We start from the raw sequence: 12,587 nt of genomic DNA on the forward strand, positions 1-12,587 counted from the left end.
TCGTGAAAACGAGAATCTCTTAAAGCGTGTGGTGACTTCAATAGAATGTCGTTGAGGATGACACTTGTTGGATGAGATCCTCACTTTCGTGAGGATGACGAGTAATCCCTAATCAAAATAATCGTCATTCTCGTGAAAATGAGAATCTCTTAAAGCATGTTGAAAATTATAAAGAATTTAGAATCGATAGTTCGCTTGTACGCCTACAATCCAAACATCACCTGAGATTTCACCAGTGAAATCACCAAAAACTGACGCGGCTTGGTCATGTGAGTCGCGAGGTTCAACGATCGGAGCTTTGCGCGCCATTATATAAGTCAAACCACCATCCAAAGTGAACTGTTCTGTAAATGCATAGCTAGCACCAGCACTTAACCATGTACGATCTGTTTCTGGAATAGTGGTTGTACGGTATTTATCGTCAACAGCTGACATATCGTAAGCAACACCACCACGCAACGTTACTTTTTTATTTAAACTGTACGTAGTACCCAGAGCGAAACGATAGCTATCTTTCCAGTATTCACCTTTAATATGATCGCTCATACCATTGTCGTATTCGGCAACAAGTTTGTCGAAGTCACTCCATTGAGTCCAGTTGATGCTTCCATGAACTGCCCATTTTTCATTTAGCTGATGGAATGAAGCTAGTTCAAGGGTTGCTGGTAGAGGGACTGAGAGCGTTCCACCGATACTTTGGTTTGGTACTAATAAACCACTGGCATCACCTTCGAAGTCCATAGTCACTTTCGACTTATAAGCAATACCAACACGGTTGTCAGGATTAATCTGCCAAGCCGCACCAAGCTGATAGCCCCAAGAGCTATCCTTTCCTTCCATATACTTCAGGTCAGTGCCTGCTACAGGAACTGATGCACCAAAATGTCCTTCTCCAGTGACGAAACGAATACCGCCACCAATACTAAATTGCTCGTTGACTTTATAGCCTAAGCTAGCGACAGCTTCTACGGTCATTACTTTCGCTTGATTGCCATATTGGGTAGCAAGGAAACTGCTATCAAGCTCTGTTTCCATACCGTAGTTTGACCCTAGAGCGAGGCCAGCCGTAAAACTATCATTAATTTGATGGGAGAGGTATAAGTTAGGTACAGGTGCGCTGTGAGCAATGTCTTTCGCTTCTGTGTAACCATATGTTGAAGAGGTGCCTGTAACGTCAATATTTGGGTCGACATAAAGCACACCACCAGATATCTGAGTACCTTCTAGATAACTCAACATTGCTGGGTTACGCCATTGTGCGCTTGCATTGTCAGCCATTGCTGCCTCACCAGCAAATGCGCGTCCTAGACCAGTCGCTGAATATTCTGCTAGTTGAAAACCTGCCGCTGAGACCTGTGTAGAGGAGAGCAGCCCCAAAACCACTGCAAGAGATAGGGGAGTTCGTTTTGAAATTGTCATTATTGTTCGCTCAAAGTATTTCCATTTAGAGCGGTGATTCTATTTTTAGAGTAAATGCTTTAAAACTAATTTATTACAAATACATCATTTTTGAATTTAAATATCGTAAAGCTACATTCCTATGGGCTAATAATCTAGATGTTACGGTGATGTTTCAGAAATTCAGCTTACATCTGTATACAAAAATTAAGAAAAGGTATGACCAGTTGTATGCTGAAAGTGAAGGGTAGAGTAGGGGTAGATAGAAAAAAGGGTCGGAATACCGACCCTTAAGAACTTTAGCTATTTAGCTTAGAAGCTGTAGCTGTATTGGATACCTGCAAGCCATGCGTTAGCTTTAGTCGTAGCGGTAAGCATTGTACCAAGTGCTGGGTCTAGTGTTTCTTGTACATCTACATCTTTACCCATCAGGTATGTTAGACCAAAGTCAACAGTATGGTGCTTTTTAAAGTTATAACCGAAGCCTGCTGATAACCATTGACGGTCTGAATCAGGTACTGAAATTGACGTGAGTTTATCTTGAGCAGCAGTGTCATACATATAACCTGCACGTAATGTCCAAGCGTCATTCAGATAATATGTACCGCCGATGGCCGCGTGATAACCGTCTTTCCACTCGTAGTCTTTAACGGTTACGTTATTATTTGTAACGATTTTGTCAAACGCACTCCAACCAATCCATTGCAGACTATAGTGCACTGCAAATTTCGTATCTTGGATTTTGTGGTACCCAGAGAATTCAAGCATGCTTGGCAAAGGAAGAGTGATACTATCTGCTGAAGGGTCATTGACGTATTTCACAGTGCCTTTAGCTTCAATTTCTGGGCTATAGTGATATGAAAGACCAAAACGGTTATCGTCGTTTAACTCAAATACGGTGCCAAGATTAAAGCCCACACCCACGCCATCAGCTTCGATGTCTACCAAATTTACGCCAGGAGCTGCACTTCTTATTAGCTTACCGCTACCCTGAACGATATCGATACCAGCGCCAAAGCTCCATTGTTGATTTAAACGATAAGAAGCACTCAATGCATAGTTGATGCTTGAAATTTCAGTTGTACCGCCAAAAACAGAAGCGTCTGGGTAAGTACCACCGCCTGGAAGAGGACCGCCAGTTCCGGCTCCAAATGAGTCGTCAAAATTGTTGTTGGTACCAAAATTAGAATAAATACCAGCGCCGAGTGCCCATTTATCGTTCAGACGATGAATGTAGTAAATATTAGGTACAGGAGTGCCGCTGCTGTTATTTACATCAGAAATACCGGAATTTGGATATGCATAATCGATATTTTTAACATCGATACTTGTCTTAATGTAATTCACACCACCAGAGAACTGGTGAGAATCGAAAAGTGCCATAGCTGCTGAGTTACGCGCCATTACCGAAGCGTTATCCGCAATTACTGCATCACCCGCAAACGCACGACCTAAACCTGTTGCTGATTGAGAGTTAAGTTGGAAACCTGCTGCTGCTGCATGTTGAGAGGCGAAAGTGAGTGACGAGACTGCCACTGCTAATAGTGTTTTTTTATACAGACGCGAAGTAGTCATTTAGTATACATCCTTTTTTGTAATCGCCTCTTTGGGCGTTAGTGAAAATTGAGTTAATGCTCAATTTCGGGGCTGATCCTAATCGCTAGTATAGGCAATAGAAATCTGACCAGTAACTAAAATCGCGTAAAAAGTATATAAATGATGACTATTTGGCAGGAAATGCATCGAAAAAGGTTATTTCTAGAGTTTGTACTCTAAAAATGGCGATATCAATAAAAAAAGAGCCCTACTCAGAAATAGGGCTCTTTTATCTGTAAAATTAAGCAGGGTTAAGGATTTTCTTAATGTTTTCGCCGATTTTACTAAAGTCTTCGCCTTCTTCACCAACAAGGATAAAACTAGCGTCGCCAATCGGTTCGACCATTCCTGCCATACCGTCTTTATCGAAAGATTTCGTTTGCTCGCTTGCGACGCCGGTTAAGAACAGAGTAACTTTACCTTTCTCGCCTTGAAATACCATGTGCATTGCGTTGGATTCACCAAAACCGCAGTGATTCAAATAATAAACATGGTAAGGAACGCTCTGACCGATTTGATATGCAAATGGCAGCAATTTAGCATTGATTTGAGCCTTAGAGACGTTTTCATCAAGCGGCTCAATAAAGCCCATTTCTTCATGAACGTGTTTCATAGCAGTATCAGATAACGAAGCTTGGGCCGGTGAAACGACCACATTTCCCCAATTAACTTGGCCAACTAGCAAGCCAAATGCGAAAGCGATGGACGCAGCTAACGAAAGCGCACGCTTACCGAACTTCACTTTGACCACATTGCCTTCTGGTTGGTTAAATAAGATCCGGTCGGCTAAATCATCGGGAACATCGACTTTCATCGCTTGTTCGATGCGAGCGTCCAATGACAAAATATCGTCCATATATTTCGCATTGCTTTCACTTTGTTGTATTGCTTCCAATAACTCAGCATCTTTCGCCTTCGGATCGGACATAATACGACGACGGAATTCTAACTCATCCATTGTGTTGCCCCCTAGGTGAATCCGCAGACTCCAACATTTCCTTGAGCTGGTTGCGCGCTCTAAATAATCGAGTCATTACAGTGTTTTTGTTAAGGTCGAGAATCGAGCCGATCTCTTCACCACTAAAGCCACCAACGACTTGCAGAAAGAGCGGTTCTCGATACTCGACATCGAGTTTCATAATTTGTGCTTGAAGCCATTCCTGCTGATGGTGCGGATCATCAGAAACCTTTGCATCATTGCCGTAATCATCGATATCAACGAGATCAAATTGCTTACGTTCAAAACGTCGAGCATTCTCTCTACGTAGAATCGTGATAAGCCATGACTTCGCTGCTTTTTCGTCTTGGAGACTATCCAGAGACTTCCAAGCTCGCAAGCAAGTTTCTTGTACGAGATCTTCTGCGACCGGCTTATCTTTGCACAACCAATAAGCGTATCGATACAAATCTCTATGATAAGCACGAACCAGTGCTTCGTATTTTCTTTGTTTGTCCATATTCGAGTTGACCGGACCACTCGAAGATTTCTTTCCAAACATTTTAATAAATGCCACAGGAGTCCCCATTTTGCTCTGTGATTCGTGTTTTTTTCCCTAGATTGATGGCAAAGTCACTCAAAATTGATCTAGTTCAAAATTAAGACCTGAGGAGCGGTTATATTAACCCTTGTCATCTCGTTGGTCTTTCGGGACTAACATGTTGAGCAAGATGACACTTCCTTTTGAAGGCTGACTTTACTTTCTCCTAATCAGGAAACTGATTATTTTCAATTGGCGCAAGTTAATTGCTTTATAGATTCCAACCACACAATTTACTGTGTGGTTTTTTTTTGCTCGTAGAATCTATCTTCTTGTTTTCACTGTTCCTATTGTCGCTTAGCTTACGTCATTCTCATATTCCATTTTGGTCGACCATATCACGTTATTCAATAAATCCATCAAGTTTTATTAAACGACTGTTTTAAATTCTTAACATCTTCGTTACAATGCTGTGGTCAGACCTCTTAGGAAGGAGAAATTATGAGCAGTAAGGAAGTGGGGAAAATCGATCTCACCACCCGTAACGGCGAACGTATCGCTGTAGTTGCAGGGTTGCGCACCCCTTTTGCGCGCCAAAGCACCGAATTTAGCCAAGTACCCGCTGTTGACCTAGGAAAGATGGTCGTTGCCGAAATGATGGCACGTACCGATATCGACCCTAAGTTAATTGACCAAGTGGTATTTGGTCAGGTTGTTCAGATGCCAGAAGCCCCTAACATTGCACGAGAAATTGTTCTTGGCACAGGCATGAACATTCATACTGACGCTTATAGTGTGACAAGAGCTTGTGCGACTAGTTTCCAAGCTGCTGCCAATGTCTGCGAAAGTATTATGGCTGGCACCATTGATGTTGGGATTGCTGGTGGCGCCGATTCATCTTCTGTTTTACCTATTGGGGTTTCTAAAAAACTGGCTGCGAACCTTCTTGCTTTGAGTAAAACTAAAACAGTCGGCCAAAAACTTAGCATTCTTAAGAAGTTGTCTTTCAAGGACCTTATGCCTGTGCCACCTGCGGTTGCAGAGTATTCGACTGGATTATCCATGGGACAAACGGCTGAACAGATGGCGAAATCTCATGGAATCACCCGTCTTGAACAAGATGAGTTAGCGCATCGCTCTCACTCTCTTGCAGCGCAAGCTTGGAAAGAGGGCAAAGTGCGTGATGAGGTAATGACGGCCTTCCCTGAACCATATAAGAAGAGCCTAGATCAAGATAACAACATCCGTCATGACTCAGAGCTTGCTAGCTATAGTAAGCTTCGTCCAGCATTCGATCGCCAATATGGCACCGTAACTGCGGCTAACAGTACGCCGCTGACTGATGGCGCTGCAGCTATTATGTTGATGCGTGAAGGTCGAGCTAAAGAGCTGGGTTTAGAAATCAAAGGCTATATCCGTTCTTATGCGTTCTCTGCTATTGGCGTTCGTGAAGATATGCTGATGGGGCCATCTTATGCGACACCTATGGCACTAGATCGCGCTGGAATCTCGTTATCAGATTTAACGCTTATCGACATGCATGAAGCCTTCGCGGCCCAAGCACTTTCTAACGTCAAGATGTTTGCAAGCGAGTCGTTTGCTAAAGAAAAGCTTGGCCGTTCGAGTGCAATTGGTGAAATCGATATGGAGAAATTCAACGTACTTGGTGGTTCACTTGCCTATGGCCACCCATTCGCAGCCACTGGTGCACGAATGATTACGCAAACACTGAACGAGCTTAAGCGTCGCGGTGGTGGATTAGCGCTTAACACCGCTTGCGCGGCTGGTGGTTTAGGTGCGGCAATGATTCTGGAGGTAGAATAATGAGCGAGCAAAAAGCCTTTCATCTTAATGTTGATGAGCAGAACATTGCATGGCTTGGAATAGATGTTCCAGGTGAGAAAATGAATACCCTTCAAGCTGAGTTTGCCGATGAAATGGCACAAGTTTTTTCTGAGCTTGAAGAGAAAAAATCGGCACTTAAAGGGTTGATTGTCCACTCATTGAAATCGGATAACTTTATTGCCGGAGCAGATGTGAGAATGCTTGATGCATGTACATCTGCAGAAGAAGCACAAGCGTTAGCTGCAAAAGGGCAAGAGATGTTTCAGCAGCTTTCCGATCTCCCATTCCCTGTTGTCGCTGCGATTCACGGCCCCTGCTTGGGCGGTGGTCTAGAGCTCGCACTTGCCTGTGATTACCGAGTATGTAGTGATTCGGGTATTACTAAGCTAGGACTACCTGAAGTTCAGCTCGGTCTGCTTCCTGGCTCTGGTGGCACACAGCGATTACCGAGACTTATTGGGCTACTGCCTTCTCTTGACCTTATTCTTACTGGTAAGCAACTTCGAGCCAAAAAGGCGAAGAAACTGGGTGTTGTCGATGCAAGCGTGCCGCACACTATTTTGTTGGACGTAGCGAAAGATTTCTTAGATAAGGGCAAAAAGCGCAAAGCGAAAAAGCTCACCAAGAAAGAAGTGTTGATGTCAGGTACCGGTCTTGGTCGTAAAGTTATCTTTGACCAAGCAGCGAAGAAGACCAACGAAAAAACACGCGGCAACTATCCTGCGGCCGATGCCATTTTAGATGTGATTCGCTATGGTCTCGAAAAAGGCATGAAGAAAGGGTTGGAGAATGAAGCTAAACGCTTTGGCGAATTAGTGATGACTTCAGAATCTAAAGCGTTACGTTCTATTTTCTTCGCTACTACAGAGATGAAGAAAGAATTTGGTAGTGACGCACAGCCTAAAGCCGTCGACAATGCTGTGGTACTTGGTGGTGGCTTAATGGGGGCGGGTATTACTCACGTCACCGTATGCAAAGCGAAAGTGCCGGTTCGCATTAAAGATGTTGCTAATGAAGGCATTGTGAATGCGCTTAATTACAACTTTAAGTTGTTAGAGAAAAAGCGTAAGCGTCGCATTATCTCTAAAGCGGAGCTACAAGCGCAAATGTTGCAAATGGCTGGCGGCACAGACTTTACCGGTTTTGCCAAGGCCGATGTTGTGGTCGAAGCGGTATTTGAAGATCTGTCGTTGAAACAACAGATGGTGAATGACGTCGAGACCAACGCTAAACCAGAAACCATTTTTGCAACCAATACTTCATCCATTCCTATCGCTCAGATTGCTGAAAAAGCGGAACGTCCAGAAAATGTGGTTGGTCTGCATTACTTTAGTCCAGCCGATAAAATGCCGTTGGTGGAAGTGATTCCGCATGAAGGTACGTCGGATGAAACTATCGCGACTATGGTTAAGTTTGCCAGAAAGCAGGGTAAAACACCGATTGTTGTTAAAGACCAAGCAGGCTTCTACGTAAACCGTATTCTAGCGCCTTACATGAATGAAGCGGCAAACGTTCTACTATCAAACGAGCCAATTGAAGCACTTGATAACGCTTTGTTGGACTTTGGTTTCCCTGTCGGACCTATCACATTGTTAGATGAAGTAGGTGTTGATATTGGCGCCAAGATCATGCCAATTCTAGTCGCTGAACTAGGCGAGCGATTCCAAGGTCCGGATGTTTTCGACAAACTATTAAACGATGGTCGTAAAGGCAGAAAAACAGGTAAAGGTTTCTACACCTATAAAGGTAAGAAGAAGTCAGTGGACAGCTCGGTGTACAGTGTTCTTGGGCTAAAACCTGAAGCTAAGATGTCTGAGAAAGATATCGCTATTCGCTGCGCTTTACCTATGTTGAACGAAGCAGTGCGCTGCTTGGACGAAGGCATTATTCGCAGTCCACGTGATGGTGACATTGGTGCGATCTTCGGTATTGGTTTCCCACCATTCTTAGGTGGTCCTTTCCGCTATATGGATACGATTGGAATTAAGAAAGTCGTTGAGTTGATGAACCAGCACGCTGAGAAATACGGTGACCGCTTTGCGCCATGCGACGGCTTGTTAACTCGAGCTGGACTTGACGAAACCTTCTATAAATAAGCGTTAAAAAAGAAAACCCCTCAAATGAGGGGTTTATTATTATCCTAAATCCGTATCCTTCGGCCTTAATTGAAACTCTTCAATTGAGCCTATCTCGAAACCTAGGTCCAAGCGTGGCGCGTTAATATGCGCTTTACCTTGGCTGTGCATGATCAGTCGATTGGCGGTTCTGGGTTTTAGCTCATTCACAACAAAGCGAATCATATCCGCTCTTGTGAGTGATTTAAGTTCAGCTAGTACTTTCTCTCGTTGGTTGAACTCTGTGTCTTTGTTGCCAATAGCAATCCACAGTCGCTGAGCTCGTCCTCGTAAAGTGGTATCAGGGGTAGAGATTTGATTCCAAAGACCTTTCTTACTGCTGTGCCACTGGTAATCATTAAGTTCTAGTAGCACCATGTAGAAGGCGTTTAGAAACTCGTCGATTGAACGAATCAAATCGTTGGGCGCCGCATTTGGTGATTGGACATACAATACAATACCAGGATGGCGGTTAAGCGGCATATTACCGGTACCAACCATATAGCCGAGCTGCTGCTTGGTTCGAATCTCATGGAAGAAGGTGGCGGACATCAGGTGGTTCGCCAACGAATACAGCGCAATGCTTCTTGGTTCAATATCTTCACACTGATAGTAAACCACGATGGCAGAGTCATCTTGGTCGCAGAACACTTCTTTTTGGAAACTGCCATTCTCCCCAAGCATGACCAAAGGACGTAGGCTTTCTTCGTATTTTTGATTATTCAGTCTAAGGGCATCTTTCAAAGTAGTGGCGATATCGAGTGCACCTTGACGATGCCAGTCACCGTAGACAAACATCTCAATATGCAGCTCGGACAAAATAGACTGAACGAAGTTTGGTAGCTCGTCCACCTCGATAGACTCAAGTGCTTCGATTAGCACCGGATAAGGCGGGTTGTTTGGTTGCAATATCCCTGTCATCGCATTGAATAACTGTGAAATAGGACGATCTTTGGCGGTATTGCGCCAGCTTCTCAATAGTTGAGATTTGATGCTTTCGAACCGGGCAGGATTGAACTCTCTAGACGCGAATCGCTTAAGAATCATTTCCAGTAGTTGAGGCTGTTTCTTACTGAATCCTGAGATGGACAGCGTAACACCACCCTGGTGTGCATACATGTCATATCCAAGACCAGCCACTTCAGCGGGGTAAGTTTCTTCAGACAATGAGTCGAGGAACATTTCAACACATAAGCGAGTCTTGACAATGTTCTTGGGTGAATTGACAGAATGAGGACTATCGATAGCAATAAACACTACGCCTTTTGGGACGTTGAATTTATCGTCTTGTAGGTGCCACAGCCTAAAGCCGTCAAGGTCTTCAATTAGCTCAGGGTGCTCACCATTGGACTCAACAGGGTAGGTCTTTAAATCGTAGTTAATAAATGGGTTTTTCTCTGGCAATCCGAATGGAAGGTCAGAAAACGCAGGCAACTGATTAAAGAATGCTAACTGTTCGTCAGTAAAACGCGTTACTGAATAGGGCGTAAAATACCACTTCGCTTGTTGGTCGTAATGCTGCTCTTTAGCGACTAAGGTTGCTTTCAAATTGTCTGTGGTGAGATAGGAACCATATAGCTTCAATAGCTCTTCATCATAACCAGACATTTTATAGTCGCCGTAGACAATATCTTCTGGCAAATAGTTTTGCATGTTCATTACGAGGTGGCTAACGAGATCTAATGGGCGTGCAGGTTCTTGAAACTGGAACGCTGATTCGGTGACAGCCCTTTTTTCATCGTAGCGCCATTCATCCATGCCGTCAGACTTTATTAGCGCGGTAAACTGGAAAACGGCTTGGATGATCTCATCAACATGCTCTAAGCCAACAGGTGTTAAAGAGACGCTGACACTGAATTCGCGAAAGTTACTGCCCGACGCTCCACCACCAGCAGATAGCGAGGTAATCCACCCTTTGTTTTTAAGATAAAGCATTAAGCTGCCTTGACCTTCGTAGCCGAGTAAGTTGGCGAAGTATGACATTGGCTTTTGGTGATAATGCTGATTCGTGGCAGGTAATGGGAAAGAGAGAATCAGCTTGCGGATCTCTTTAATAGGTTCTACTTGAATTAGAACTTCGGTATGTTCTTTCGTTGTAAAAGGGACATCGACTACTTTTCCGTGTAATTGATTATTGCCCACATCGCTGAACTTGCCGGCAGCCCATTGCTCTAGCTCATCAAGTTCATGAGGACCTATGAGTGCTAATGTCATAAGGTCAGCAGAGTATTGTTCGTTGTGAAAACGAACAATTTCTTCGCGAATGCTTTGCCCATTTCGATCACTCAGCGTGTCGATATTTCCGACGGAAAATTTAGAAAATGGGTGAGCTTGGTTAATGGTCTCTTTTTGGACCTGATACAAACGTCGTCCATCTTCATTCAGCTTTAGTTTGTACTCTGAATCTACCGCTTGACGCTCTTTGTCGAGCGCTTCCTCATTAAAAAGAGGGGCAGAAAAAAACTGGCTGAAACGGTCGAGACCTTTTTCAAAAGCGTTTGGATAAATATCGAAGAAAAAGCACGAGTGCTCAGTGCCTGTCCACGCATTATTTGAGCCACCATGTTGGCTAATAAAAGACTGGAATTCACCAACTTTGGGGTATTTGTCTGTGCCGAGAAACAGCATATGCTCCAGGTAATGAGCGAGCCCTTCACGATCATCAGGATCGTCAAAATGACCGACATTAACGGCCAGAGCGGCAGCCGATTTTTGAGCCTGCATGTCTTGAATAAGCAGTACTCTTAGCTCATTGTTGAGAGTAAGGTAGCGATAGGAGCGACTATCATTAGGACTTAGATGCACTTATCTTCTCCAGATTAAGCGGAAGCTTGGACAGCTCAACCAAGCACCTGGCAACAAAAGCAATGTCTCACTATTGGTACTAACAGGGTTTACCAATACTTAAGTAAAATAATTATGACGTTAAATAAGAGACACGCAAAAACAAAGTTACAAATATTTTTAGACTACTTATTAAATTGTTAAGAAAGTCGAAGCCTTTAGCAAGTGAATTGATATAATTAATTTTTCTAAATAAGTATAGCTCTGTATCGATGGAACGATGAAGTTAACCATCAGTAGAAACAGGTAAACATATGAAAGTTTTTATAATGCGCCATGGCGAGGCTGTCCATTACGCACCTAGCGACGAAGAGCGAGCTCTGACATCTCACGGTAAAGAATGCTCGGTAATCGTTGCGAGAGCTTGCAAACAGCAAGGTTACTCGGAGTTTGATAAAGTGCTGGTCAGCCCATACCTGAGAGCACAACAAACTTGGGCTGCAATTAGTAGCGAGTTTAGTAGTAACGATGTGGTGACCTCTGACGATATTACGCCTTATGGTCAAGCGGAAGACGTGGTTGAGTATGTGTCAGCTATTGCTGAGTTAGAAAATCTAGAGTCAATTTTGCTGGTATCGCACTTGCCGTTGGTTGGTTACCTAACTGCCGAGTTTGTCGGTGATATCAGTGCACCAATGTTTCCAACATCAGGCTTAGTGTGTATTGAGTATGATGTGGAGAGAAGGCAGGGCGAAGTGCTCTGGCACATTCACCCTTAGGGCGTTACTTTTCTGGTATTGAAAGCAATACCAACAGAGCACCATCACCACCAAACTCGAGTGGTGCTTGGTGAAACGCCATTACGTCTGGATGCTGCGCCAACCAAAGAGGCGCTTTTTGTTTCAGAATGTGCTTGCCGATGCCATGCATAACGCAAGCACAATGAATGTTCTCTTTCACGCAATGAGCAATCATTGCGCCTAATTCACGTTTTGCTTCTTGTTGTGTCATGCCGTGCATGTCTAAGAAAACATCAGGTACATAGACACCACGACGTAACCTCTTTACTTCATACGTAGACACATCATCGCGAGCATAGCGCGTTGGTCCTTCATCGCTTAAGTGCGGAACAAACTCGTCCGAGAAGTAAAACTCTGCGTCTTTCGCTTCTCTATTGGTTCTTTTCGCTTCTTTTTGTTTCTTATTTCGGTTTGGCTGCTGGACTATGGTATCCTGTCGCAACTTTTTTACGCCTTGTACTGCGTCCCGGAATAGACCGAAATCATCATCGGTATTGTCGTCTTTCTGGCTCATTAATGGGAACAACTCATTAAATTAGGTTATTAGCAGTATTGTAGCGCTTTTTGGAGGC

General features: G+C 43.8%; 9 protein-coding genes. 3 read left to right on the forward strand and 6 right to left on the reverse strand.

What is annotated here, in order from left to right; genetic code table 11:
• Window positions 1–177: 177 nt before the first annotated feature.
• From HW45_RS20795 to HW45_RS20810, 4 genes are all read right to left on the reverse strand, one after another.
• Entirely contained in the window at window positions 178–1,419 is a 1,242-nt protein-coding gene (locus tag HW45_RS20795) for an outer membrane protein transport protein (RefSeq protein ID WP_038229400.1), read from the reverse strand.
• 291 nt (window positions 1,420–1,710) lie between these two features.
• The gene (locus tag HW45_RS20800) at window positions 1,711–2,973 is read right to left on the reverse strand and encodes an outer membrane protein transport protein (protein ID WP_038229402.1); all 1,263 of its coding nucleotides are present in this window, start codon (window positions 2,971–2,973) and stop codon (window positions 1,711–1,713) included.
• Window positions 2,974–3,235: 262 nt separating this feature from the next.
• Window positions 3,236–3,952, reverse strand: a complete 717-nt coding sequence (locus tag HW45_RS20805) for a DUF3379 domain-containing protein (protein ID WP_038229405.1) — start codon at window positions 3,950–3,952, stop codon at window positions 3,236–3,238.
• On the reverse strand, window positions 3,945–4,493 hold the full coding sequence (locus HW45_RS20810; RefSeq protein WP_370736766.1) for a sigma-70 family RNA polymerase sigma factor: 549 nt from the start codon (window positions 4,491–4,493) through the stop codon (window positions 3,945–3,947). Before HW45_RS20810 ends, HW45_RS20805 begins: the two co-directional genes overlap by 8 nt.
• Window positions 4,494–4,973: 480 nt before the next feature.
• Here HW45_RS20810 and fadI point away from each other — a divergent pair, with 480 nt between their 5' ends.
• On the forward strand, window positions 4,974–6,296 hold the full coding sequence (fadI, locus tag HW45_RS20815; RefSeq protein WP_216613687.1) for an acetyl-CoA C-acyltransferase FadI: 1,323 nt from the start codon (window positions 4,974–4,976) through the stop codon (window positions 6,294–6,296).
• Window positions 6,296–8,413, forward strand: coding sequence for a fatty acid oxidation complex subunit alpha FadJ (fadJ, locus tag HW45_RS20820; protein ID WP_038229412.1), 2,118 nt, complete (start codon window positions 6,296–6,298; stop codon window positions 8,411–8,413). The genes fadI and fadJ overlap by 1 nt, the downstream gene beginning before the upstream one ends.
• A 39-nt stretch (window positions 8,414–8,452) precedes the next feature.
• Here fadJ and HW45_RS20825 read toward each other — a convergent pair whose 3' ends face one another.
• Window positions 8,453–11,236, reverse strand: coding sequence for an insulinase family protein (locus tag HW45_RS20825; RefSeq protein WP_038229414.1), 2,784 nt, complete (start codon window positions 11,234–11,236; stop codon window positions 8,453–8,455).
• Window positions 11,237–11,529: 293 nt separating this feature from the next.
• Here HW45_RS20825 and sixA point away from each other — a divergent pair, with 293 nt between their 5' ends.
• Window positions 11,530–11,994: a phosphohistidine phosphatase SixA gene (gene sixA / locus HW45_RS20830; protein ID WP_006070005.1), complete on the forward strand. Its 465-nt coding sequence runs from the start codon at window positions 11,530–11,532 to the stop codon at window positions 11,992–11,994.
• 4 nt (window positions 11,995–11,998) lie between these two features.
• Here the strand turns inward: sixA and smrB are convergent, their stop codons facing one another.
• Entirely contained in the window at window positions 11,999–12,529 is a 531-nt protein-coding gene (gene smrB, locus HW45_RS20835; protein WP_031493271.1) for an endonuclease SmrB, read from the reverse strand.
• Between the last annotated feature and the right edge of the window lie 58 nt (window positions 12,530–12,587).

The organism is Vibrio sp. ER1A (assembly GCF_000733315.1).
Lineage (GTDB): Bacteria > Pseudomonadota > Gammaproteobacteria > Enterobacterales > Vibrionaceae > Vibrio > Vibrio mediterranei.

Coding starts and splice junctions, on each gene's coding strand:
- sixA (WP_006070005.1), top strand. CDS start 11,530: ATGAAAGTTTTTATAATGCGCCATGGCGAGGCTGTCCATTACGCACCT.
- smrB (WP_031493271.1), bottom strand. CDS start 12,529: ATGAGCCAGAAAGACGACAATACCGATGATGATTTCGGTCTATTCCGG.
- HW45_RS20805 (WP_038229405.1), bottom strand. CDS start 3,952: ATGGATGAGTTAGAATTCCGTCGTCGTATTATGTCCGATCCGAAGGCG.
- fadJ (WP_038229412.1), top strand. CDS start 6,296: ATGAGCGAGCAAAAAGCCTTTCATCTTAATGTTGATGAGCAGAACATT.
- HW45_RS20800 (WP_038229402.1), bottom strand. CDS start 2,973: ATGACTACTTCGCGTCTGTATAAAAAAACACTATTAGCAGTGGCAGTC.
- HW45_RS20795 (WP_038229400.1), bottom strand. CDS start 1,419: ATGACAATTTCAAAACGAACTCCCCTATCTCTTGCAGTGGTTTTGGGG.
- HW45_RS20810 (WP_370736766.1), bottom strand. CDS start 4,493: ATGTTTGGAAAGAAATCTTCGAGTGGTCCGGTCAACTCGAATATGGAC.
- fadI (WP_216613687.1), top strand. CDS start 4,974: ATGAGCAGTAAGGAAGTGGGGAAAATCGATCTCACCACCCGTAACGGC.